Annotated in this window: 21 protein-coding genes; 20 read left to right on the forward strand and 1 reads right to left on the reverse strand. The window is 36.6% G+C overall.

Features of this window, described 5'->3' with window-relative positions; translation table 11 throughout:
• Positions 1-7 precede the first annotated feature (7 nt).
• The 17 genes from ACE1MS_RS03050 (at position 8) to prfB (ending at position 18941) form a co-directional block, all read left to right on the forward strand.
• Positions 8-1342, forward strand: coding sequence for an AMP-binding protein (locus ACE1MS_RS03050; protein ID WP_036167160.1), 1335 nt, complete (start codon positions 8-10; stop codon positions 1340-1342).
• Positions 1339-2400, forward strand: a complete 1062-nt coding sequence (locus tag ACE1MS_RS03055) for a LuxE/PaaK family acyltransferase (RefSeq protein ID WP_447402697.1) — start codon at positions 1339-1341, stop codon at positions 2398-2400. The genes ACE1MS_RS03050 and ACE1MS_RS03055 overlap by 4 nt, the downstream gene beginning before the upstream one ends.
• A complete protein-coding gene (locus tag ACE1MS_RS03060; protein ID WP_036167166.1) occupies positions 2397-3569 on the forward strand; it encodes an acyl-CoA reductase in 1173 nt (390 codons plus the stop codon). The genes ACE1MS_RS03055 and ACE1MS_RS03060 overlap by 4 nt, the downstream gene beginning before the upstream one ends.
• Before the next feature lie 15 nt (positions 3570-3584).
• Positions 3585-4307 (forward strand): cytidylyltransferase domain-containing protein, encoded by a 723-nt coding sequence (locus tag ACE1MS_RS03065; protein ID WP_447402698.1) that lies wholly within the window; start codon positions 3585-3587, stop codon positions 4305-4307.
• Positions 4307-5266 carry a UDP-2,4-diacetamido-2,4,6-trideoxy-beta-L-altropyranose hydrolase gene (gene pseG, locus ACE1MS_RS03070; RefSeq protein WP_036167172.1) on the forward strand — a complete coding sequence of 320 codons (960 nt, stop codon included), beginning with the start codon at positions 4307-4309 and terminating at the stop codon, positions 5264-5266. Before ACE1MS_RS03065 ends, pseG begins: the two co-directional genes overlap by 1 nt.
• Positions 5263-6309: a pseudaminic acid synthase gene (pseI, locus tag ACE1MS_RS03075; protein WP_036167175.1), complete on the forward strand. Its 1047-nt coding sequence runs from the start codon at positions 5263-5265 to the stop codon at positions 6307-6309. Before pseG ends, pseI begins: the two co-directional genes overlap by 4 nt.
• Positions 6306-7436, forward strand: a complete 1131-nt coding sequence (gene pseC / locus ACE1MS_RS03080) for a UDP-4-amino-4,6-dideoxy-N-acetyl-beta-L-altrosamine transaminase (protein ID WP_036167178.1) — start codon at positions 6306-6308, stop codon at positions 7434-7436. Before pseI ends, pseC begins: the two co-directional genes overlap by 4 nt.
• 214 nt (positions 7437-7650) lie before the next feature.
• Positions 7651-8871, forward strand: coding sequence for a flagellin lysine-N-methylase (gene fliB, locus ACE1MS_RS03085; protein WP_036167184.1), 1221 nt, complete (start codon positions 7651-7653; stop codon positions 8869-8871).
• Positions 8872-9054: 183 nt separating this feature from the next.
• A complete protein-coding gene (flaG, locus tag ACE1MS_RS03090; RefSeq protein ID WP_036167187.1) occupies positions 9055-9447 on the forward strand; it encodes a flagellar protein FlaG in 393 nt (130 codons plus the stop codon).
• Between the two features lie 21 nt (positions 9448-9468).
• On the forward strand, positions 9469-11961 hold the full coding sequence (gene fliD / locus ACE1MS_RS03095; protein ID WP_325881115.1) for a flagellar filament capping protein FliD: 2493 nt from the start codon (positions 9469-9471) through the stop codon (positions 11959-11961).
• Between the two features lie 28 nt (positions 11962-11989).
• On the forward strand, positions 11990-12349 hold the full coding sequence (locus tag ACE1MS_RS03100) for a flagellar protein FliT (RefSeq protein WP_031418718.1): 360 nt from the start codon (positions 11990-11992) through the stop codon (positions 12347-12349).
• A gap of 210 nt (positions 12350-12559) precedes the next feature.
• The gene (gene fliS, locus ACE1MS_RS03105; RefSeq protein ID WP_012292914.1) at positions 12560-12970 is read left to right on the forward strand and encodes a flagellar export chaperone FliS; all 411 of its coding nucleotides are present in this window, start codon (positions 12560-12562) and stop codon (positions 12968-12970) included.
• A 193-nt stretch (positions 12971-13163) separates the two neighbouring features.
• On the forward strand, positions 13164-13544 hold the full coding sequence (locus ACE1MS_RS03110) for a PilZ domain-containing protein (RefSeq protein WP_008178814.1): 381 nt from the start codon (positions 13164-13166) through the stop codon (positions 13542-13544).
• Positions 13545-13643: 99 nt separating this feature from the next.
• Complete coding sequence (gene hpf, locus ACE1MS_RS03115; protein WP_012292915.1) at positions 13644-14195, forward strand: ribosome hibernation-promoting factor, HPF/YfiA family; 552 nt, start codon at positions 13644-13646, stop codon at positions 14193-14195.
• Between the two features lie 141 nt (positions 14196-14336).
• On the forward strand, positions 14337-16847 hold the full coding sequence (gene secA / locus ACE1MS_RS03120) for a preprotein translocase subunit SecA (protein WP_012292916.1): 2511 nt from the start codon (positions 14337-14339) through the stop codon (positions 16845-16847).
• A 354-nt stretch (positions 16848-17201) separates the two neighbouring features.
• On the forward strand, positions 17202-17735 hold the full coding sequence (locus tag ACE1MS_RS03125; RefSeq protein ID WP_036160840.1) for a competence protein ComK: 534 nt from the start codon (positions 17202-17204) through the stop codon (positions 17733-17735).
• Between the two features lie 101 nt (positions 17736-17836).
• Positions 17837-18941, forward strand: a protein-coding gene (gene prfB / locus ACE1MS_RS03130; RefSeq protein WP_206700897.1) for a peptide chain release factor 2 whose coding sequence is annotated in 2 segments (ribosomal slippage) — positions 17837-17911 and positions 17913-18941 — 1104 coding nt in all. Because the reading frame shifts where the segments join, the coding sequence is not laid out codon by codon here.
• A gap of 40 nt (positions 18942-18981) precedes the next feature.
• Here prfB and ACE1MS_RS03135 read toward each other — a convergent pair.
• Positions 18982-19491 (reverse strand): competence protein ComK, encoded by a 510-nt coding sequence (locus ACE1MS_RS03135; RefSeq protein WP_031418723.1) that lies wholly within the window; start codon positions 19489-19491, stop codon positions 18982-18984.
• 226 nt (positions 19492-19717) lie between these two features.
• On the opposite strand from ACE1MS_RS03135, the gene ACE1MS_RS03140 reads away from it, so the two are divergent.
• From ACE1MS_RS03140 to uvrA, 3 genes are all read left to right on the forward strand, one after another.
• Positions 19718-19966, forward strand: coding sequence for an IDEAL domain-containing protein (locus ACE1MS_RS03140; protein WP_012292920.1), 249 nt, complete (start codon positions 19718-19720; stop codon positions 19964-19966).
• A 323-nt stretch (positions 19967-20289) separates the two neighbouring features.
• On the forward strand, positions 20290-22269 hold the full coding sequence (gene uvrB / locus ACE1MS_RS03145; protein WP_012292921.1) for an excinuclease ABC subunit UvrB: 1980 nt from the start codon (positions 20290-20292) through the stop codon (positions 22267-22269).
• 7 nt (positions 22270-22276) lie between these two features.
• The gene (uvrA, locus tag ACE1MS_RS03150) at positions 22277-25144 is read left to right on the forward strand and encodes an excinuclease ABC subunit UvrA (RefSeq protein ID WP_031418725.1); all 2868 of its coding nucleotides are present in this window, start codon (positions 22277-22279) and stop codon (positions 25142-25144) included.
• Positions 25145-25234 lie beyond the last annotated feature (90 nt).

Here is a 25234-nt window from a genome sequence, read left to right on the forward strand (position 1 = left end):
CGAACTTATGAGATTTTTTAATTTAGAGAGTAGTAATGTGGCGATTATTACAAATGAAAAAACATATGCTTTTAGTGAAATTCCTAAAATTGAATTTCGTAGTACAAGCAAAGAGTTAATATTGATATTATGCCAAAATACAATAGATATTTTAGCTACTTATATTTCAGCTATGAATAGCAAGCATGCAGTCATGCTGATTAATGAAGAAATTAATCATGATTTACTAGCAAACATTATAAAAACATATCAGCCGAAATGGATTATTGGATTAAAGAGCCATGAAGGATATGAAATAAATGAAAATCAATTAATAAGAACAAAAGAAATAGTTACCAATATTCATCCCGACCTTGCAATTTTATTAAGTACTTCCGGTACAACTGGTAGTCAAAAGTTTGTCCGTCTTTCCTATGACAATATTAGGGTAAATGCTGAATCAATTATAGAGTATTTAAAAATTAATCAAAATGAACGAGCAGTTATGAATCTGCCACTTTCTTATTCATATGGCATGTCGATTGTGAATAGTCACCTTTTAGCAGGTGCTTCAATTTTATTGACTGATGAAAGCGTGGTGGAGAAGTCATTTTGGGAACTTGTGAAAAAACATAAAGCCACTTCAATTGCTGGTGTTCCATTTACATATCAAATGCTACAGCGTATCGGCTTTACAAAGATGGAGTTACCTTATTTAAAGACAATGACACAAGCTGGGGGACGATTAAATGAAAAGCTTGTAAAGCATTTTGCAGAATATGCAAAAGAACAAAATAAGAGATTTTACATAATGTATGGTCAAACTGAAGCTGCACCACGTATTTCATATATTCCTTATAAAAAAGTATTAGAGAAGTCTAGCACAATTGGTATTGCTATTCCAGGTGGCAAACTTTCTATAGATGTAGAAACTGAGGAGTTAATTTATAAGGGGGCTAATGTCATGATGGGGTACGCTGAGAATTTATCAGATTTAGCAAATGGCTATGAACTTAATGGGGTACTATATACTGGCGATACAGCAATAATTGATGAAGATGGATACTTTACAATTACAGGACGAATTAAGCGTTTTATTAAGTTATTTGGTTTGCGTATTAATTTAGATGATGTGGAAAAGAAACTTGAAGAAGAACTACAAATACCTTTAGCTTGTACTGGATCTGACGATAAATTAATTGTAGCTATTGAACAAGCTGATTATGTTGAAAAAGTAAAAGAAGCAATTGAACATTTATATAAGCTTCACAAAACGGCATTTAAAGTCAAGGTTATTGATGAAATTCCACGTTTTGTAAGTGGAAAAACCGATTATATGAGGCTAAAGGAGAGCTGTTTATGACGGTCCCTTATCATTTAGTACAGGCCGAGAAAGAAATTGAACTAGTAGTTAAATTAAATGAACTAACTAGATGGCACACTGAAAATTGTCATGAATATAAATCAATGCTAGAAAAAAGCAATGCATTACTAGAGGCTAATTCTTTAGAAGAAGTACCATTTTTACCTGTACAGTTGTTTAAGCTAATGAATTTAAAATCGGTTTCTCAAGAGAAAGTTGTAAAAGTACTAACGTCAAGTGGGACAACGGGACAGCAAGTATCTAAAATTTACCTCGATAAAGAAACATCGATTGCACAGACAAAAGCACTTGTAGAAGTGATGAAACCTATATTAGGTAGTAAACGTTTGCCAATGATTCTGTTAGATACGAAATCTGTGCTAAAGGATCGAAAATCATTTAGTGCACGTGGAGCGGGGATTTTAGGGTTCTCTAATTTCGGTCGCAAACACTTTTATGCTTTAAATGATGATATGACATTAGATGTTGAAGGTTTACAAGCGTATTTAAAAGAATACGAAGGACAACGTATATTACTGTTTGGTTTTACATTTATGATATGGCAGTACGTTTATAAAGAAATAAGAGATAAAGGTTTAAGTATTAATTTTGGTGATAGTGTACTTATTCACGGAGGCGGATGGAAAAAGCTTAAGGATGAGGCGGTTGATGCTTTAACTTTTAATCATCTTCTTAGTAAGCAATTAGGCATTCAAGAAGTACATAACTATTATGGCATGGTTGAACAGGTTGGTTCAATTTTTGTAGAGTGTAATGAAGGACATTTACATGCACCTAGCTATGCTGATGTGATTATTCGTAACCCGATTACGTTTGATGTTTTACCTGTAGGACAACAAGGTTTAATTCAAGTAGTGAGTGAATTACCGAAAAGTTATCCGGGTCATTCTTTATTGACAGAAGATATAGGAACTATTCATGGTATTGATGATTGTCCATGTGGATGGAAAGGAAAGTATTTTAGTGTAGCTGGACGTATCCCGAAGGCAGAATTACGCGGTTGTAGTGATACTTTTCAAGGAGGTGTGCGTTTGTGAAAGTATTTTGGCCAAAAAATGTGAATTTTGAAGATGCACTGTGTAACTTGAATAGAAAAAAATTGTATAAACCTTTTGCTGAAGAAACCATTGCTTTTACTCAAAAATTGTCGAAGCGTTTTGTGCGGATACGTTCTATGCCCGAAGTTGTAGCACTAGGTTACTGGCTCCGTAAATCTAATATTAAGCAAATGCAAGAAGAGTTTGAAAGGGCTACTAGGGGAAAAGTAGTTCGTGGGCGTGGTACTGCTTTTCATATTGCTCCTTCAAATGTTGATACTATTTTCGTTTATTCATGGATGCTTTCACTTCTTGCAGGGAATCGGAACATCATTCGAATCTCAAGTAAAACAGAAATAAATGAGTTATTACAAATAATCTTAGAAGAATTACCCAATTTTATATCTGTAGCTGAGCAAACCCTAATTTGTACATATGGACATAACCAGAATGCAACGGAAGTACTTAGTCTAGCATGTCATACACGTGTTATTTGGGGAGGCGATGAAACAATAAAAGTTATTCGCAATATTCCGCTTGCGCCAATAGCAAATGAATTAGCATTTCCAGACAGGTTTTCTTTAGCCATATTAAATTCCGAAAAAGTTAAGCTGTTAGATAATGAGGCACTAGATGCATTACTTGAGAAATTTTATAACGATGTGTTTTGGTTTGACCAAATGGCATGCTCATCACCAAGACTTGTGGTTTGGATAGGCGAGAAAATAGAAACATTCTGGACGGAATTTGAACGTAAAATCCAGAAAAAGCAACATGAGTTATTAGCAGCAACGCAAGTATTGAAATATTCGACAAGTTTACAATTAGCCGCTGAAAATTATGTAGAAAAAGTAGTACCTATAACGAACTTTTCACGTATCAAGCTAAATGATGTGCCTGTAGATGTACGTGAAAAGCATTGTGGTGGTGGCGTGTTTTTTGAGTATGAAGTTGAAAACTTAATAGACTTAGAACAAATTATAATTGATAAAGATCAAACAATTGCATACTTTGGTTTTGAGCAACCTGAGTTAGAGGAATTAATAGAATCTATTTCTACACGAGGGATAGATCGAATTGTCCCAATCGGGCAAGCGCTAAATTTTGATGGTGTTTGGGATGGACAAAGTTTCTTAACATCGTTTACGAGGGAAGTAATAATTTTATAAATGGAGAGTTTAACTATGAAAACAATTGTAATTATCCAAGCAAGAATGGGCTCCTCTCGTTTGCCAGGGAAAATTTTAAGGCCGCTTGGAGATGTAGATGTTTTAAGGTACGATATCGCGCGCTGTTGTGCCATCAAAGGTGTTAATGAAGTTATTGTTGCGACAAGTACTTTAAAACAAGATGATGCAATTGCAAACTGGTGTGAGCACCAACAAGTTGCATATTTCAGAGGTTCTGAGGAAGATGTATTAGATCGCTATGTTCAATGTGCAAACCAATACAAACCTGATTATGTTATGCGTGTAACATCAGATTGCCCATTTGTTGACTATGAAATGGCTAGTGAAATTGTAGAATTAATTCAAAAAGAACGTAAAGATATCGTGTTAATTGACGGTCAATTACCTCGAGGATTAGCGGTAGAACTTATTTCATATAAAGCACTTTTATATATTCATAAAGTAGGTCTAGAATCTCGACATCGTGAGCATGTTACTTATTACGCCTATGAATTTGCTGAAGAATTTGAATCAGTTACTTATAAAGCGCCAGCAAATCGTATTGCGCCAGAACTACGCATTACACTAGATACATTCGAAGACTATAAACTGATTTATGAGGTGGCAAAGCATTTCAACAACCCATTAATTTCAAGTACAGATGTGATTCAATTTTTAAAAGATAATCCTGAAGTTGCAAAACTAAATGCTCATATCGAGCAAAAGCCGGTGACTTAATGAAAGTCATTATTCGTACAGATGCATCTATAGAAATCGGTAGTGGTCATGTCATGCGTTGTTTGACAGTTGCAAAAAATTTGCGTGTAAATGGATGTGAAGTAATCTTTTGGATGCAAGATTTACCTGGAAATCTAATTGATTACGTAATCAGTGAAGGGTTTAGAAATATTTTTGAAGCGGAGCATGCAGACATATATATCATTGATCATTATGGGATTGATGAAGAGTGGGAGTGCAAAATACGTGTATTTACAAAAAAAATTGTGGTAATTGATGATTTAGCGAACCGTAAGCATGATTGCGAGTTGCTTCTGGACCCTAATTTATTGCCAAATTTTGAATTACGATATGACGATTTAGTGTCTGATTCATGTGTAAAGCTATTAGGTCCAAAATATTTAATTATGCGTGATGAGTTTATTGATGCAAGACGGCTATTGGGTAAGAGGAATGAGCAAATTGAAAATTTACTCATTTTTATGGGCGGTTCGGATCCAACGAATGAGACGATGAAAATTTTGGAGGCACTTGAGGAATTTCAGTTTAAACATGTTGATGTAGTCGTTGGAAATGGCAATGTTTTTAAGGAACAAATTCGGGAGATTTGTGAAGAACGAGGGTATGACTATCACTGTCAAATCAACTATATGGCAAGGTTAATGCAACAGGCTGATTTTGCTATTGGTGCGGGGGGAAGTACAACATGGGAACGTTGTTATGTTGGACTGCCTTCATCAAGTACTATTGTAGCTAATAATCAGAAAGAAGGGACAGAATATGTTGCAGAACTTGGTATAGTTATTAATCTAGGATGGTATAAAGACGTGACATCCGAAACTTATAAACAGTTATTAAAAAATTTACAGATTAAAGATTTAAGTGAAAAAGGGCTTATTCTAACTCAAAATGAGCAACCAAATGAGTGGGTTTATAAAATATTGGAGTTGATAAAATGATTAAAATAGGAAATAGAGAAATTGGTCGTCATACTAAGCCATTTATTATTGCAGAAATGTCGGGTAACCATAATCAATCGTTGGAAAGAGCATTACATTTAGTAGAGCTAGCCGCAGAAGCAGGTGTTGACGCTCTGAAATTACAAACATATACACCTGATACAATTACATTAGACGTTCATACAGGTGAGTTTTTCATCCAAGAAGATGGAAATATTTGGAGAGGTAACTCTTTATACAACTTATATAAAGAGGCTCATACACCTTGGGAATGGCATAAGGAGATTTTTGCAAAAGCACAAGAACTGGGTCTCCTTGCTTTTAGTTCTCCATTTGATGAGACAGCAGTGGATTTCTTGGAAACATTGAATGTACCAGCATATAAAATTGCCTCATTTGAAAATGTAGATATCCCATTAATAAAAAAAGTTGCACGCACAGGAAAACCAATGATTATTTCCACAGGTATGGCGACAGCTGCTGAACTAGATGAAGCAGTTCGTGCTGCTCGCGAAGAAGGTAATAATCAAATCATATTACTGAAATGTACTAGTACATATCCTGCTACACCTGCTAATTCAAACTTAGTAACTATACCACATTTGAAAGAAATGTTTAGTACAGAAATAGGTTTATCAGATCATACAATGGGGGTTGGTGTATCTGTTACTGCAGTGGCACTTGGCGCAACGGTAATTGAAAAGCATTTTACAACTTCTCGGGCTGAAGGAGGGGTTGATTCTGAATTTTCAATGGAACCACATGAATTAAAAATGTTAGTGGAAGAAACAAAGCGTGCATGGCAAAGTTTGGGGAATGTGAGTTATGGACCAACAAGTGCGGAGAAGGAATCAGCAAAATTCCGGCGTTCTTTATACATAGGCTCAGATTTAAAAGCTGGAGATATTTTAACAGAACAAAATGTTCGCAACGTTCGACCAGGCCTTGGTTTGCCAACGAAGTACTATGATTTAGTGATTGGTAAATCGATTAAGCATGATGTAAAAAAAGGAACTCCGTTAAGTTGGGAGTTATTACTATGATTAATTCACCTCGATTTATCACATATGGCAGTCAAAGTATAGATGAGGATGATATTCAAGCAGTTATTGAAACATTGCGTTCACCAAACTTAACTCAAGGACCGAAAATTGCACAGTTTGAGCAAGCTGTGGCAGATTATGTTGGTTCAAAATATGCAGTAGCATTTTGCAATGGAACAGCAGCTTTACATGGTGCTTGTTATGCCGCTGGAATTGTTGAAGGGGATGAGGTAATTACGTCTCCTATTACCTTTGCTGCAAGTGCAAACTGTGTACGCTATGTTGGTGGAACAGTTGTTTTTGCGGACATCGATGAATGTACTTATAATATTAATCCTGAACAAATCCGTTCTAAGATTACATCAAAAACAAAGGCAATTATTCCAGTGGATTTTACAGGCCAGCCTGTTGATATAGACGTAATTATGGATATCGCAAGGAAGCATGAACTCGTCGTTATTGAAGATGGTGCTCATTCATTTGGCGCTAGTTATAAAGGGCGAAAGATTGGAACACAGGCTGATATGACAATGTTTAGTTTTCACCCTGTAAAGCCTGTGACAACAGCAGAAGGTGGCATCGTTGTTACAAATAATGAAAGTTATTATAAAAAACTATTAAAATTCCGAAGTCATGGAATTGAGCCAACAGCTTATGCTGAAGAGCAAGGTGGCTGGTATTATGAAATGACAGAATTAGGCTATAATTTCCGCATGACAGATCTGCAGGCAGCCCTTGGTGTTTCACAAATGAAGAAACTTGATTATTTTATTAAGCGGAGACAAGAAATTGCTGCAAAGTACAATGAAGCCTTGGGAAATTTGACCGGAATTACATTACCGAAGCAACTTGAAGATACTGAATCTGGCTGGCATTTGTATATGATTCAATTAGATGAAGCAAATAGGAAACAAGTATTTAATGCTATGCGTGCCGCAAATATTGGGGTTCATGTGCATTATATACCTGTCTATTGGCATCCGTATTATGAAAATCTTGGTTATGAGCATGGACTCTGCCCAGTAGCCGAGGCATGGTATAAAAAAGCATTAACATTGCCTATACATCCTAGTTTAACTGATGAAGAAATTAACTATATAGTAAGCATATTAAAAGAACAGATTTGAAGCAGAAGTATGGTATATATACATCATTTCTGTAAATATGAGAGTTATTATTACTTATATTAAATGTAGCTAAAGATAACGAGAACAATTATAAAATATCCCACCATTTTTTTAAAACTATCAACAAATCGCTTAAAAAGGAAAATTAAGCATATATACAGATTAAAAAAAGAAAGTGTATATTAATTACTAAATTATAAAAAGGGTGTAAGAAATGAGACCTGTTTTAATTCCTGAATATATGCAAGATTTCAGTTGTATAGGTAGTGCTTGTGAAGATACCTGTTGTGCTGGATGGAATATTGCAGTTGAAAAGAAAACATACCAAACATACCGTAAAGTGAGTCAGCCAGAGATGGCAGAAAAATTACTGAAATATGTAAAAAGAAATCGTAAAGAACATGATGATGCTAATTATGCAAAGTTTATCTTAGACGAAAATAAAAAGTGCCATATGATGTTAGATGATGGGTTATGTAGTATTCATAAAGAATTAGGAGAAGAATTTTTATGTAATACATGTGCCATTTATCCAAGGCATCTTACACGAGTTGGTAATGTAACAGAAAAAAGTTTAACATTGTCTTGCCCAGAAGCCGCAAGAGTTATTCTATTGCGTAAAGAAGGGATTGGTTTTATTGAGGCAGAAGAGCCCAAAAATACGCGAGGCCTAATGAATAAAGAGCTGATATTAGAAAAATATCCTTATTTTTGGGATTTGCGAGTTTTTTCAATCCAACTTCTTCAAAGTAGACAACAGCCAATAGAAATACGTTTAATTGTTTTAGGATTATTTATACAAAAAATTGAACAATTGAAGCCGAGTGAGTTGGGTCAACAGTTGCCACTCATAATGCAGGATTATTTAAATCGTTTAAATAATAAAGAATTTATTGATTCATTAAAGGAAATTAAGGGGAATCTAAATTTTCAGCTTAATTTAGCACGAGCTCTACTTCGTTTGCGAATTACAAGTGGTATAGCTTCAGAAAAATATATAACTGTACTCCAACAGTTAATAGAAGGCTTAGCATTGGAAGAGAATGATGAAAAAGAAGTACAGGATATAGAAAACACAATTACGAAATATCGAGACTCCTATACCCATATATATGAACCATTTATTAGTAATCATGAATATATGTTTGAAAATTATATTGTGAATTATGTATTTAAAAACTTATTCCCATATGATTATCAAACATTATTTGAAAGTTATATGATGCTTGTTGTCAATTTTACGCTAATTAAGTTGCATTTAATTGGCATGGCCGCTAAACAACAACGATTAACACAAGAAATGTTTATTGAATGTGTCCAACAGCTTGCGAAGGTAATTGAACATACCCCTTCATATTTGCAAGATGTAAAGGAAGGTATGGTGGAATTAGGCTATACGACTATGGGACATATGTTTGTCATGATTAGTAAGTAGAGCTACCAAAATTGAATATAAAAAAGATTTAAGGAAGCCCCTTTTTCAGGTAAATACCATCTGAATAAGGGGTTTTTGTGAGAAAGGCATTATCAAAACTAGTTTACTGTAAAAAGGTGAAACATTCCTAAAAACTTCCGATATTAAATATAAGAATAAGAAAAGTTTAGGAGGTTACATATTATGCGTATTGCAGCTCAAGGACAATCTACAGATGTAGGAACTGCAGCGTCGTCTACTGTTGCGAAGAAAACAGTAAAAGAGGAAACTACGATGACGACTACTAGTAAAGCTCAATTAGTAACGCAATCACAAGGAGAAAATCTACCAACTGCTGACGTACAAGAAATATCTAAAGAGAAGCTGCAACATGCAGTAGACACTGTGAATGAATTTTTGCAAATCAATCATAGTGCTTCTAAATTTGTGTTACATGACGGTTTAGATCGATATTTTGTACAAGTTGTTGATACTCAAACAGAAGAAGTTGTAAAAGAGATCCCTCCCAAAAAACTTTTAGACGCATATTATGAGATGCAAAAGTTATTAGGGATGATCGTTGACGAAAAAATATAAGAATATTTAGGAGGAAATATAATGGTAAATAGAATCGGTGGTTTAGCTTCAGGAATGGATATAGATGCACTCGTAAAAAAATTAATGAATGCGGAAAGAGCTCCGTTAAACAAGTTATATCAAAAGAAACAAACGTACGAGTGGCAACGTGACGCATACCGCGGCGTTAATACAAAACTAAAAACATTTGATACTTATATATCAGATAATCTAGTACTAAAAAGTCTCATTTCTAAAACTGCAGCTAGTTCCAATTCTAATTTAGTATCTGCAACTGCAACAGGAAGTGCTGCGGGAATACTGTCAATTGAGGGTGTTTCTCAATTAGCTACAGCAGCTCGTAAAGTTGGTGACCAGGTGAATGCTGTAGGAACTACGAAAATATCCGATTTCGCATCAACAGGAACTATAGAATTTAAAGCCATCCAAACTAACGGCAAATTAGCAAGTGAAGCAACAAAGATTGAAATTACTTCTGATATGACAGTTGATCAATTTATTAGTAAAGTGAATTCTAGTAATGCAGGAATTAGTGCTGTATTTGAAAATGGTCGATTCTCCTTTACTGCCAAAAACACTGGTGATGTTAAAGGTGATGATGAAATCAAAGTTGTAGGTGGTTTAGATATTTTCAACAAGTTAGGGTTTGCTGATCCTAATAAAGTTCAAAATACAGAAGGAAAAAATGCTATTTTCACTGTGAATGGCATAGCTACAGAAAGAACAACAAATACATTTACTATTTCAGGCTATAATGTAACGCTAAAAGATACATTTAATGGCCTCCAAACGATTGCAGATAAATATAAGGCTGCTGTGGAAGAATTAAAAAATGCTACTACTAATTTAGCAAATAAACAAGCAAATCTTATTACAAAACAAAATGCTTATGGTGCTAGTGATATTAATAGTTATACCGCTAACCATGAAACTGCATATAAAAACGCTTTTGGAAATACTTTATCTTTGTCACAACAAGTGCAATATAACAAACTTGGAAATAATGCGTGGAGAAATTTATCAACTGATGAAATAAATTACATTAATAACCAATCATCTGCACAAGGTATTAAAGATAATCTAGATGGAAGCTCTTTAAGTGATGAAAGCAAAGCGAAATTAAAGGATTTATCTAATGATGTGTTAGATGTTCTATTTTCAAACAAAGATCAGCTTACAGACTTTAAAGCTCAAGCGGAATACGAAAAATATGGTGTAAAATTAAAAGATTTTGATCAAAATGCCATTGATGCATTAAAACGTTTCTCATATAACAGCAGTGATTCAATTGAAAAAATTCATAAAGATATAGATGATAATCCGGAGTTTACAAAGGAAGTAAAAGATGCGCTAAAATCTTTAAGTAAAGATGATTTAACTAATTTAATAGCAACAGATTCAGCAACTTTAAAAACTTATCAAGAAAAAGCTCAGGCTGACGATTTCAAACAAAAGTATAGTCAGTTAGGCGATGCGTTAATTAAAGAGTTGCAAGAAGGTACTAAAAAGGTTGAGGATTTAACAGAAAAACAAAAAGAGATTTGGAATAGCTTATCACCAGAAAAAAAAGGTCAATTTTATGATTTAGCCGATCAAAATATTAAGCGCTCCGAGTATTTAACTGCAGTTGCTGAAGAAAAAGCAGCTCAAACTCGTTTAACAGAGGCCACTAATACCGAAAAAGCAGCAACAGCAGATGCAACTGCAGCAGGTATTTTAAAGGATGATGGTAGTGGCGGTAAAGTAGTTGACGAGGATAAAGTAAATGCTGCTCCACAAGCACAAGCGGTCACTATGACTTCCACAACAGATGTGGATGACATCATGGCTAAAATTAAGGAATTTGTCACTACTTATAACGGTTTTATCAAAGATTTAAATGATCAAACGAAAGAAACAAAATATCGTGATTATACGCCGTTGACTAGTGAACAAAGAGAAGAAATGTCAGAAAGTGAGATTAAGCTTTGGGAAGAAAAAGCGAAGAGTGGTTTATTAAGAGGTGACACTCTTATTCGTGAAGGGCTTGCAGGTATGCGTTCTTTAGTATACCAATCAAATCCTGGTATTGACTCAAAATATAATTCCCTCTTTAGTATTGGGATTACAACATCAAAAAATTATAATGATGGCGGTACTTTAGAAATTGATGAAGCAAAATTACGAAAAGTATTAGAAGAAGACCCTGATGCAGTTGAAAAACTCTTCAAAAATAGTGAAGGTAAAAAGGAGGATGTCGTAGACGGAAAAACAGTCGATACACGCGGTTATTTAGATAAACTTCGTGAATCGATGAAAACTTTTGAAATTACTATTGAAAAAAAAGCAGGCCGCTCTACGATGACCGACGCTCAATATGCAATTGGGAAAAATTTGGTAGATACAGAAAGTCGAATCAGCACTTGGAAAAGAAAACTAGAGGATATAGAAGCACGATATTGGAAACAATTCACAGCAATGGAGCAAGCTATTAATAAAGCAAATCAACAATCAAGCATGTTCATGCAGGGCTAAGGATTTCTTTATTAGATAGGAGAGTATAATGTATCAAACAGATCAACTATTACAGGTGTCCGCTAATCTATTTAAGCATTTAGGTGACATTCCAAATGGTGAAGAACGTGATGAATATATTGGAACAATTAATACCATGTTGGACAAGCGTGAAACAATTATTAAAGGCTTGAGACAAGAAGGTTTTCAATTCGATGAACAAAATCGTATTCATCGTACTCTGTTAGAGTTAGATAAGGGCATAAAACAACGATTAGCAGCTGTTATGGATGCAGTTAAACAAGACATGGCAAACCTACAAAAAACGAAAAAAAGTGAACAGCAATATTTCAACCCTTACTCCAATGTTCGTGTGATGGACGGGATGTATTACGACAAAAAGAATTGACCTTTTATCTTCATTCAGTGTGGTGGAAGCCGCAAGCTGAATGAAGATAAGGCCCAGGCGTATGTCAAGGATTTTTAAAAGAAGTGAATTGTGCTATCACAATTCAAAATCCCGACACAATTACGCTTGGGCGTAATTGATCAAATAGCTTTTCTTCGGAAAATGGTTTAAACTAGTAAATAAGTAACCTTTCAAAGGAGTTGTCCTTTATTGGCAGCAAATTTAACAGCACAAAATGCGTACAAACAAAATAGTGTAACCACTGCTTCTCCAGGAGAGCTGACGTTAATGCTTTATAATGGATGTTTAAAATTCTTGAATAAGGCGAAACAAGCTATTCAAGAAAAAAATATCCAAGAAAAAAATACAAATCTTATTAAGGCACAGGCAATTATAAGTGAATTAATGGCAACGCTTAATATGGATATTGAGATTTCGAAACAAATGCTACCTCTTTACGAATATATGAATCATCGTCTAGTCGAGGCAAACATTCAAAATGATGTAGCCATTATTGAAGAAGTAGAAGGATTAGTGACGGAATTCCGCGATACGTGGAAGGAAGTTATTCGCATTAATCGACAACAGCAATTTGGTCAGGGAAACAGCGGACAAATTTAGACACTATTAGAGACCATCCACCAAGATGGTCTCTTTTCTTTAAGACAGAATCATCTGTTAGAAATTATCACTAAATAGTCATAAATTAGGCTGTTCAACGGTAAAATATGTTACTTATTCCCCTAGCTGTAAGATGGGCATCGTGTCATAATCAAAGCAATATAAATGTTTAACAATATACTGGGGTGGGAATATGATTTTTAAGCGTCAAGAAGGTTTCCGATTTAAATTTGAGGAGCCTGTTCAAATAACTTTTGCTGTTTATGAAAATGGGCGAGTTAATCATGGGCAGACGGCAATGGCTGAATTGCTGGATATTAGTCCGCGTGGGTTAAAGATGTATACGGAAGTGGATTTAGGTGTGAATCCCCCACCATTAGATATCCATTTTGTGCTTGATACGCAAGAGGTACGGGCTTATGGTGAAGTGATTTGGAGTCGTCCATTTGGTAGTGGTAAGCAATATGGGGTTTATTTTAATGATCAAGGTCGTGTTGAAGAGTTGATTGTAGATGAATTAAAGCTACGACGCAAAAAAGAAGCGGCAGAAGCAAAAAAGCAAAGCCAATATTAATTTTATAAAAGTTTTTTGTAAAATAAAGAATTATTTTAGAGGAATTTCACACACTTGTGTAGAAATAGATAGTATAGCAGTTATAAAGGAGGAGTTTACATGTTAAACTTTAACATTCGTGGTGAAAATATTGAGGTAACTCCAGCTATTCGAGAGTATGTTGAGAATAAAATCGAAAAAGTTGAACGTTATTTTAACGAAGATGTTAACGCCAATGCTAACGTAAATTTAAAGGTTTATAATGACAAGCAAACAAAAGTGGAAGTTACAATCCCAATGAAGAACTTAACTCTTCGTGCTGAAGAGCGTCATAATGATATGTATGCTGCGGTTGATCTCATTGTTGATAAATTAGAGCGTCAAATTCGTAAGCATAAAACGAAAGTAAACCGTAAATTCCGTGAGCGTGAAGGGGCAGGCCTTTATTTTGCTACTACTCAAGCAGTCGCTGATACGACTTTGGATGAAGAAGAATACTCCATTGTACGTACTAAGCAATTTGATTTAAAACCGATGGATCAGGAAGAGGCTGTATTACAAATGAATATGTTAGGGCATGATTTCTATGTCTTTACAGATGCTGAATCAAACGGCACAAATATTGTGTATAAACGTAAAGACGGAAAATATGGCTTAATTGAAACAACTTAAACTTCATGATGACAAAGGCTCTCGCGATGGCGAGAGTCTTTTTTGTATGACTTTCTCATGCAAGTAGGGTGACTGTTTGCATGAAACTGTTACACAATGGTAAAATGAAAGTTGAATCTATATAGGAAGTGAAAAACATTCATGGCAAACCTATTAAATAAATTATTTGATTTCAATAAACGTGAGTTAAAAAAATTAGAAAAAATCGCTGACCAGGTTGAGGGATTCGCTTCTCAAATGGAACAGCTTTCAGATGAACAATTACAAGCGAAAACAGAAGAGTTTAAAAAGCGTTATGCGGATGGGGAGCAGTTAGAGTCTATTCGTGCGGAGGCTTTTGCTGTTTGTCGCGAAGCGTCGAAACGTGTGTTAGAGATGTATCCGTTCCGTGTCCAAATCATGGGGGCTGCTTCCCTTGATGAAGGTAACATTTCAGAGATGAAGACCGGTGAAGGTAAAACGTTAACAGCTACGATGGCGGTTTATTTAAATGCGATTACTGGTAAAGGTGTGCATGTTGTCACAGTCAATGAATATTTGGCTAGTCGTGACGCTGCTGAGATGGGACAGCTGTATAATTTCTTAGGTCTTACAGTAGGTTTAAATTTAAATAGCTTGTCAAAAGAAGAGAAGCGTGCGGCCTATGAAGCGGATATCACTTATAGCACAAACAATGAATTAGGATTTGACTATTTGCGTGATAATATGGTGCTTTATAAAGAGGAGCGTGTTCAACGCCCACTTCACTATGCTGTCATCGATGAGGTTGACTCAATTTTAATTGATGAGGCACGTACACCATTAATCATTTCCGGTCAGGCTGGGAAATCAGCACAGTTGTATAAACAGTCTAATGCGTTTGTACGTATGTTAAGTGCAGAAACAGATTACACATACGAAGAGTCAACAAAAGGTGTTACATTAACAGATGCTGGTGTGGAAAAGGCGGAGAAAGCATTCGGCATTGACAATTTATTTGATTTAACACATGTCCGCTTAAATCATGCGATTAACCAATCGTTAAAGGCACATGTGAGTATGCATAATGATGTCGATTATGTTGTCCAAGATGGCGAAATTGTGATTGTTGACGGCTTTACTGGTCGTTTAATGAAGGGGCGCCGATATTCGGATGGCCTCCACCAAGCTATTGAAGCAAAAGAAGGCGTTGAGATTCAAAATGAATCAATGACAATGGCTACCATTACATTCCAAAACTATTTCCGTATGTACCAAAAGCTTGCGGGAATGACAGGTACAGCGAAAACTGAGGAAGAAGAGTTCCGCAATATTTACAATATGAGCGTTATTGCGATTCCTACGAATAAGCCAATTGCTCGTGATGACCGTCCAGATTTAATTTTTGCTTCTATGGAAGGGAAATATAAAGCGGTGGCGGCTGATATTGCAGAGCGCCATAAGGCAGGACAGCCTGTTCTTGTTGGTACGGTTGCGATTGAAACATCTGAAATTATTTCGCAATTGCTTGATAAACATAAAATCCCTCATAATGTACTGAATGCGAAAAACCATGAACGTGAGGCAGAAATTATTGCGAATGCTGGTACAAAGGGTGCTGTAACGATTGCCACAAATATGGCGGGGCGTGGTACCGATATTAAACCTGGTGAAGGTGTTTTAGAAATTGGCGGGTTAGCGGTAATTGGTACAGAGAGACATGAATCCCGTCGTATTGATAACCAGCTACGTGGACGTTCTGGTCGTCAAGGGAATCCAGGGGTGACACAATTTTATTTATCACTAGAAGATGATTTAATGCGTCGTTTCGGTTCAGATAATATGAAGTCTATGATGATGCGTTTAGGAATGGACGATACACAGCCATTGCAATCAAAAGTTGTATCGAGAGCTGTAGAATCAGCGCAGAAACGTGTCGAAGGTAATAACTTTGATGCTCGTAAGCGTTTATTACAATATGATGATGTTCTCCGTCAGCAACGTGAGATTATTTATAAAGAGCGTTATGATGTGCTAGAAACAGAAAATATGCGTGTGCTTGTGGAATCGATGATTCAAGAGACGATCGATAATGTTGTCGGACTCTATACACAAGGGGAGCAAAAAGATTGGAATCTGAAGGCTATTGATGATTTTGTGGCTGCTAACTTGCTAGAGGAAGGTCAACTAAAAGTAGCTGATTTCCAAGGCAAATCTGCTGAAGACATTAATCAATTGATTTCAGAAGCTGTTCATGCTCGATATGATGAAAAAGAAGCAGAGCTTACTCCAGAGCGTATGCGTGAGTTTGAAAAAGTTATTTTATTACGTTCTATTGATACAAAATGGATCGATCACATTGATGCAATGGATCAACTTCGTCAAGGTATCCATCTGCGTGCATACGGTCAAAATGATCCACTTCGTGAATATCAACAAGAAGGTTTTGCGATGTTCGAAGATATGGTTGCTTCCATTCGCGAGGATGTTGCGAAGTATGCAATGAAGGCAGAAATTCGCAGTAATCTTGAGCGTGAAGAGGTGGCGAAAGGTCAGGCTGTTAATCCGAAGGAAGAAGGCGGTCCTGCTCCGAAAAAGCAACCAGTTCGTAAAGCTGAAAATGTTGGACGTAATGATTTATGTCCGTGTGGAAGCGGTAAGAAGTTTAAAAACTGTCATGGCGCAGCTCAATAATATAAAGAGAAAGGGTCATTTTAACTGTGTGTTGAAATGATCTTTTTTTATAAATAAATAAATTTTTGTTATAAAAGACAGAATTTATAGACAATAGTAAAATATGGGTATACAATAGCTGTAATATTAGGGATTTAGTTTTAGAGAATACTTCTATTATTACCTAATAATTAGGTGGGTTGAAAACAAAGAATTAAGAGTGACAAAAGATTAAAGATGGGGTGGGAGAAATGTGGGTGGTAATAGAGTTTTCCAAGCAATTTCGACTTGTAGAAAAAAGCGGGAATGTACGGACATTTGTATATTCTTTTTTTATTTAGGCTGAAAACATAAGTGCATAAAGGGGGAATAATGATGCATAAGAAGGATATTATGAGTAGTGAAACTATGCTGTATATGCCTGTGTATGATTCCTTTGGAAATTTATGTACTCGGGTAATGGAAAAAAGTAAAGATTATATTTCTAAAATACCGCCGACAAAGTTAATGGACTATAATCTGCGTTATTATGGTTCTAGCTTAAGAGGGGCTTTTGATGGATCAAAAATGATTTTAGGTAAGCTTAATAAAAACCCAATCGTTGTGGATGAGCGAGGTAATATTTTATGGTTTCCGAGCAAGTCGCCTCTACATCCGGAATGTATATGGTTTGCTGTCCATCATATTGATGAGTATATCTCTGTGGATAAAAAGAGTACAAAGATAATCTTTACGAATGGGCAGGAAATCATTGTAGATGTTAGTGTCAAAACGATAGAGTATCGTATTCAACGGGCATTTTTATTGAAATATAGATTAGAGAGAAGGACGAAGCATTTACTTGTTCAATATGATCGTGTGAAAGTATTTCAACGTTTTACGCTTGATATGCTTGAGGACGAGACTTAGGATCGTGTATTTATGTATGTTTTCCTCTGTAAAAACGTTATAATAAAAAGATACGGAGCTTTCACACTAGGCTCCATTACAAACGTTCGGAGGATTTTACAATGATAGAATTAGCAGATGTACGCAATGTGTTAGATACTACAGCCAAAAAATTGGTGGACTTCAGGGGGTCTCTTTGACTTAGAAAACAAAGAGGCACGTATACAGGAGTTAGATGAAATGATGCTAGAGCCAGGGTTCTGGGATGATCAGCAAGGTGCACAGGTGATCATTAATGAGGGTAATGGCTTAAAAGCAATCGTTAATGAATATAAAGAATTAGAAGAAACACATGAGAATTTAGATATGACATTGGAGCTTTTACGTGAAGAGCCAGATGAAGAATTGCAGGAAGAATTGGGAAAAGAGCTGGTGGAATTCCAACAAAAAATGGCTGATTTTGAGCTGCAATTATTATTGAGCGGTCCATACGATCAAAACAATGCCATTTTAGAATTGCACCCAGGAGCAGGGGGAACAGAGTCACAAGACTGGGGTTCTATGCTTTTACGTATGTATACACGATGGGCTGAGAAGCGTGGCTTTAAAGTGGAGACAATGGATTATCTTCCTGGTGATGAAGCAGGGATTAAATCTGTAACCATTTCGATTAAGGGGCATAATGCTTTCGGTTATTTACAGGCCGAAAAAGGTGTCCATCGCCTAGTACGTATTTCCCCATTTGATTCTTCAGGACGTCGTCATACTTCTTTCGTTTCTTGTGATGTTATGCCAGAGTTTGACGAGAATATTGAAATTGATATTCGCACAGAAGATTTGAAAATTGATACGTATCGTGCGACAGGTGCGGGTGGTCAGCACATCAATACAACAGATTCAGCTGTTCGTATTACACACATCCCGACTGGCACGGTTGTACAATGCCAAGCAGAACGTTCACAAATTAAAAACCGTGAAAAAGCGATGGCTATGTTAAAAGGGAAATTATATCAATTAGAGCTAGAGAAGCAACAGGCGCAGCTTGATGAGATCCGTGGTGAACAAAAGGACATTGGCTGGGGCTCGCAAATTCGCTCTTATGTATTCCATCCATACTCTATGGTAAAAGATCATCGTACCAATGAAGAAACAGGGAATGTCGGAGCGGTAATGGACGGAGATTTAGATCCGTTTATTAATGCGTACTTACGTTCAAAAATTAATTAATATCCATCCCCCAAGAGTTAATCTTGGGGGATTCTTGTAGTTAAAAGGGTGGATGATAGGGGGAGTCTTGACTAAGCTGTTTTCGTTCGTTCATATAATGTTTATAGAGCATTGATGCATTTACAAACTGCTTACTAATAGAAGCATATTGAATAGGTAGCTCAATCTTTTTATCATTTTTTAATGTGACAACACATCCTGTTTTACTAGGTGTAATGTTAGTAATAGCATGGAGTCCTATCCATATATTATGAATTGAATTCGGTGAATAGGTTGGTAGAAAAATGCAAGGAAACCCATAATCAAAAGCCACAACTATTGGTAGCTTATGTTGATTACCAAAAAAACGTTTAGCAGATTGCTTGGCAGCTTCATAGGTGGAGCCTAATGATATACAGGATTTTCTTAGTACATGCATCGGTTTCCGAGTAACAATTAGCTCATTATGTTTGTCAATAACATGAGTAAAAACTTTAGCGTCATGCTGAATAGGTTGTAGCAAGTAAGTGTTAAAGGAAATTAAATAGCCATTAACAAATTTGGTAGTCATAGTGAAAGTGCCTCCCTTTTCTATTGATAATCGTAGTGTAGTACATAATATGAATTTCAAAAAATATACAAAATAATGGAACAAGGCTTATAAATGAATGAAATGCTTAGAGAGTTTGCTTTAAACTTCACGAGTTTAGTAGCTAATTCAAGTTATTTTCAAATCGTAAGCATTGCTTTTTAATTTCAATTTTCATATAATTTAGAAAAGGATCGGGGTGAGATCGTTGGATAAATATTATTCGTACACAGATTTTCTAAAAGCCGTTGGTCATTCAAAAAAAGTTGATGAGGCAGAGAGATTATTAAACGAGATTTATTTAGATTTATTTTTAAATCGTATCCAGCGTATGCATCGACAAGAGCAGCTCATAGTTCTGATAGATAGAGCGCTCGATGATAAAGATGAAAACGCATTTTATCAATACGCAACCGAACTAAACTCCTTGCATCAAACAGAAGATGAATCATACTAATTATTCCGCTCTCCGCGTCTATGGAGAGCGGGATTTTTGTTTTTGGAAATGATAGAGTGGGTGGGGTCCAATGCACTCAATTTATGAAATTGCACTAAAAATGAGAAACGAGAAATTGCGACTACCATTCTATAATTGACTAATGAATAGATAAAGCTTGAAAACCTGTTGAAACGGCTATGATGAAAGTAGAAGGTTGATGGGCCATCTTCCATTTTAGGGATAGAAAAAAATTACAAACATTCGTTCGTTAAATGTTCGATATTTTAATATTGCTATGCTAAAATATATGTACAAATTGGAAAGAAAGGACGGGGACAGGTGTGCAAACTTTTGATTTACAAGCGCCATATCAGCCTAATGGGGACCAGCCACAGGCAATTGCGGAATTAGTGGAGGGTGTGAAGGCAGGCAAGCGTCATCAAACGTTACTAGGTGCTACAGGAACTGGAAAAACGTTTACGATTTCTAATGTCATCCAGCAGGTTAAAAAACCGACACTCATTATGGCACACAATAAAACATTGGCGGGCCAATTATATAGTGAGTTCAAAGAGTTCTTTCCAAATAACGCTGTAGAATATTTTGTTAGTTACTATGATTACTACCAACCAGAAGCCTATGTACCGCAGACAGATACTTATATAGAAAAGGATTCTAGCATTAACGATGAAATTGATAAGCTGCGCCACTCTGCAACTTCGGCATTATTTGAGCGTGATGATGTCATTATTATTGCATCTGTATCCTGTATTTACGGTCTTGGTTCTCCAGAAGAATATCGTGAAATGGTTGTATCGATTCGCACAGGTATGGAAATTGAACGTAATCAGTTACTGCGCAAACTTGTAGATGTTCAATATGAGCGCAATGATGTTAGTTTTACACGTGGAACGTTTCGGGTACGAGGAGATGTAGTTGAAATTTTCCCAGCCTCGCGTGATGAACATTGTATTCGTGTCGAATTTTTTGGGGATGAAATTGATCGTATCCGTGAAGTAGATGCTTTAACTGGAGAAATATTATCAGATCGAGAGCATGTTGCTATTTTTCCAGCATCCCACTTCGTTACACGAGAAGAAAAAATGCGAAAAGCAATTGAAAATATCGAAAAAGAATTAGAAGATCGTTTGGCATTATTGCGTGCCGAGGATAAATTGTTGGAGGCTCAACGTCTAGAGCAACGAACGCGTTATGATTTAGAAATGATGCGTGAAATGGGCTTTTGTTCGGGGATTGAGAACTATTCCCGTCACTTAACTTTACGTGAAGCAGGTGCTACTCCTTATACTTTGCTTGATTATTTCCCTGAGGACTTTTTACTTGTAGTAGATGAAAGTCACGTAACTCTCCCACAGGTACGAGGGATGTATAACGGTGACCAAGCACGTAAAGGGGTACTGGTAGAACATGGTTTCCGCTTACCATCTGCTCTAGATAACCGTCCATTGCGTTTTGAAGAATACGAAGCTCGAGTACATCAAGCTATTTATGTATCTGCCACACCAGGGCCTTATGAGTTGGAGCATACACCAGAAATGATCCAGCAAATTATTCGACCTACTGGTTTATTGGATCCATTAATTGATGTCCGCCCAATTGAAGGTCAAATAGATAACTTGATTGATGAAATTCAGGATCGAATTGCACGTGATGAGCGAGTGTTAGTAACAACGCTAACGAAGAAAATGTCAGAGGATTTAACCGCCTATTTGAAGGAGATGGGCTTAAAGGTTGAATATTTGCATTCTGAGATTAAAACATTAGAGCGTATTGAGATTATCCGTGAGCTACGGAAGGGCACATACGATGTACTAATTGGCATTAACTTATTGCGTGAAGGCCTTGATATTCCTGAAGTATCACTTGTAGCCATTTTAGATGCAGATAAAGAAGGGTTCTTACGTTCTGAACGTTCACTCATTCAAACGATTGGCCGAGCTGCGCGTAATGCGAATGGTCATGTCATCATGTATGCGGATCATGTAACAGACTCGATGAAAAAGGCACTGGATGAAACAAAACGTCGTCGTGCATTGCAAATGGCATATAACGAAGAGCATGGTATTACACCTCAAACTATTAGCAAAAAAATACCAGAAGTAATTCGTGCTACACAAGTGGCAGAAGAAGAAGAATCCTATGTAACAAAGGCGACGAAGGGCAAAAAGCTGACAAAGGCAGAAAGAGAACAGCTCTTAGCTTCTCTAGAAATAGAAATGAAGGAAGCAGCAAAAGCGCTTGATTTCGAACGTGCAGCGGAGCTTAGAGATACAATATTTGAATTGAAGGTAGAAGGGTGAATGACTTGTGAAAAATACTGAAATTGTCGTGCAAGGTGCACGTGCTCATAATTTAAAAAATATTAATGTCACAATTCCACGTGATCAATTAGTCGTTTTAACAGGATTATCAGGTTCAGGTAAATCTTCACTAGCGTTTGATACGATTTATGCGGAGGGACAACGACGTTATGTCGAGTCTCTGTCCGCCTATGCTCGCCAGTTTCTTGGACAAATGGACAAACCAGATGTTGATGCAATTGAAGGATTATCGCCTGCTATTTCAATTGACCAAAAAACGACGAGTCGTAACCCACGCTCTACGGTCGGGACAGTTACAGAAATCTATGATTACTTACGTTTACTTTATGCACGTATTGGTAAGCCGATTTGTCCGAATCATGGGATAGAAATTACTTCCCAAACGATTGAGCAAATGGTGGACCGTTTATTATCTTATCCAGAAAGAACCAAGATGCAACTTCTTGCGCCAATGGTTTCTGGTCGTAAAGGAACACATGTAAAACTACTGGAAGATTTAAAAAAACAAGGCTTCGTTCGTGTGCGTATTGATGGGGATTTACGAGATTTAGATGATGCGATTGATCTTGATAAAAATAAAAAGCATTCCATTGAGGTTGTGATCGACCGTGTTGTAATGAAGGAAGGTATTGCTGCACGTTTAAGTGATTCTTTAGAGACAGCTCTTCGTTTAGCAGATGGTCGTGTTCTTGTAGATGTCATGGAGCACGAGGAATTACTGTTTAGTGAACATCATGCCTGTCCAATTTGTGGTTTTTCCATTGGAGAGCTAGAGCCACGCATGTTTTCATTTAATAGTCCATTTGGTGCTTGTCCTAGCTGTGATGGCTTAGGCTCCACACAAGAGGTGGATTTAGATTTAGTGGTGCCAGATTGGGATCGTTCCTTGTTAGAGCATGCTATTGCACCTTGGGAGCCTACAAGTTCACAGTACTATCCTCAATTATTAAAAGCAGTATGTGACCACTATGAGATTCCAATGGATGTACCAGTAAAAGATTTACCAAAGGACAAGATGGATAAAGTTTTATATGGTTCAGGCAAAGAGAAAATTCACTTCCATTATGAAAATGAGTTTGGCAATGTGCGAGACCAAATGATTGAATTTGAAGGTGTTGTGCGAAATGTAGAACGTCGTTTTAAAGAGACAACTTCAGATTATGTTCGTGAGCAAATGGAAAAATATATGGCACAACAGGCTTGTCCTTCCTGTAAGGGTTATCGTTTAAAGCCAGAAACATTGGCAGTGAAAGTTGCTGATAAGCATATTGGTGAAGTGACACAATATTCGATTCAGGAAGCCGATACATTTTTCAAAGAGCTAGATCTCACTGAAAAGGATATGCAAATTGCTCGTCTAGTTTTACGAGAAATAGAAGAAAGACTAGGCTTCCTTGTCAATGTAGGTTTAGACTATTTAACTTTAAGTCGTGCAGCAGGCACATTATCAGGTGGGGAAGCACAACGTATTCGTCTTGCTACGCAAATAGGGTCACGATTAACGGGCGTTCTCTATATTTTAGATGAACCATCGATTGGTTTGCACCAACGGGATAATGATCGTTTGATTAGCACCTTACAAAACATGCGAGATATTGGTAATACACTAATTGTGGTGGAGCATGATGAAGATACGATGCTAGCAGCTGATTATCTGATTGACGTTGGACCAGGGGCTGGTGTACATGGTGGTCAAATTGTTGCAGCTGGTACACCACAGGAAGTCATGGAAAATGATAATTCTTTAACAGGACAATATTTAAGTGGTAAAAAATTTATTCCATTGCCAGTGGAAAGACGTCAACCAAATGGTCGTAAGCTTTCGATTAAGGGTGCCAAGGAGAATAATTTACGCAATGTCAAAGTCGACGTCCCACTTGGTTTATTTGTCGCAGTAACGGGTGTGTCTGGTTCAGGGAAATCTACGCTGATTAATGAAATATTATATAAATCATTGGCACAGAAGCTGAATCGTTCCAAGGTTAAACCAGGAGAACATAAAGAGGTAACGGGGATGGATGAACTTGAAAAAGTCATCGATATTGACCAATCCCCAATTGGCCGTACCCCACGCTCGAATCCAGCCACTTACACGGGAGTCTTTGATGATATACGTGATGTTTTCGCTACCACAAATGAAGCAAAGGTAAGAGGCTATAAAAAAGGTCGTTTTAGCTTTAATGTCAAGGGTGGCCGCTGTGAAGCATGCCGTGGAGATGGAATAATAAAAATAGAAATGCATTTCCTCCCGGATGTGTATGTCCCTTGTGAAGTTTGTCACGGGAAACGCTATAACCGTGAAACACTTGAAGTGAAATATAAAGATAAGAGTATCGCAGATATTCTGGATATGACAATTGAAAATGCAGTAGTGTTCTTTGAAAATATTCCTAAAATCCAACGTAAGCTACAAACTATTGTAGATGTCGGCTTAGGTTATATGAAATTAGGACAACCTGCCACAACATTGTCAGGAGGAGAAGCGCAGCGTGTAAAATTAGCATCTGAATTACATCGACGTTCAACAGGTAAATCATTCTATATTCTAGATGAACCAACGACAGGCTTACATGCAGACGATATAGCGCGTTTACTTGTCGTGCTACAACGTCTTGTTGAAAATGGCGACTCCGTTTTAGTCATTGAACACAATCTAGATGTTATCAAAACAGCTGATTATCTAATCGATTTAGGTCCTGAGGGTGGAGACAAAGGTGGGACGATCATTGCAACAGGTACACCTGAAGAAGTGGCAGAAGTGCCTGGTTCTTACACAGGAAAGTATTTAAAACCAATTTTAGAACGCGACCGTATGAGAATGGATGCAGTTCTAGCAGAAGCTTCTAAATCTTAATCCTAATCATCAACGGAATGCGAAAAGCGCTACTTAATCTATAGAATTAAAGAAGATTGGAGCACATCTTTCAAGCTGACGAGAAGGAAA

This window comes from Lysinibacillus sp. fkY74-1, from assembly GCF_053165895.1.

Bases quoted from the DNA above. Each gene is read 5' to 3' on its own strand.
- ACE1MS_RS03050 (WP_036167160.1), top strand. From the start codon at position 8: ATGAGATTTTTTAATTTAGAGAGTAGTAATGTGGCGATTATTACAAAT.
- ACE1MS_RS03055 (WP_447402697.1), top strand. From the start codon at position 1,339: ATGACGGTCCCTTATCATTTAGTACAGGCCGAGAAAGAAATTGAACTA.
- ACE1MS_RS03065 (WP_447402698.1), top strand. From the start codon at position 3,585: ATGAAAACAATTGTAATTATCCAAGCAAGAATGGGCTCCTCTCGTTTG.
- pseG (WP_036167172.1), top strand. From the start codon at position 4,307: ATGAAAGTCATTATTCGTACAGATGCATCTATAGAAATCGGTAGTGGT.
- pseI (WP_036167175.1), top strand. From the start codon at position 5,263: ATGATTAAAATAGGAAATAGAGAAATTGGTCGTCATACTAAGCCATTT.
- pseC (WP_036167178.1), top strand. From the start codon at position 6,306: ATGATTAATTCACCTCGATTTATCACATATGGCAGTCAAAGTATAGAT.
- fliB (WP_036167184.1), top strand. From the start codon at position 7,651: ATGAGACCTGTTTTAATTCCTGAATATATGCAAGATTTCAGTTGTATA.
- flaG (WP_036167187.1), top strand. From the start codon at position 9,055: ATGCGTATTGCAGCTCAAGGACAATCTACAGATGTAGGAACTGCAGCG.
- fliD (WP_325881115.1), top strand. From the start codon at position 9,469: ATGGTAAATAGAATCGGTGGTTTAGCTTCAGGAATGGATATAGATGCA.
- ACE1MS_RS03100 (WP_031418718.1), top strand. From the start codon at position 11,990: ATGTATCAAACAGATCAACTATTACAGGTGTCCGCTAATCTATTTAAG.
- ACE1MS_RS03110 (WP_008178814.1), top strand. From the start codon at position 13,164: ATGATTTTTAAGCGTCAAGAAGGTTTCCGATTTAAATTTGAGGAGCCT.
- hpf (WP_012292915.1), top strand. From the start codon at position 13,644: ATGTTAAACTTTAACATTCGTGGTGAAAATATTGAGGTAACTCCAGCT.
- secA (WP_012292916.1), top strand. From the start codon at position 14,337: ATGGCAAACCTATTAAATAAATTATTTGATTTCAATAAACGTGAGTTA.
- ACE1MS_RS03125 (WP_036160840.1), top strand. From the start codon at position 17,202: ATGCATAAGAAGGATATTATGAGTAGTGAAACTATGCTGTATATGCCT.
- ACE1MS_RS03135 (WP_031418723.1), bottom strand. From the start codon at position 19,491: ATGACTACCAAATTTGTTAATGGCTATTTAATTTCCTTTAACACTTAC.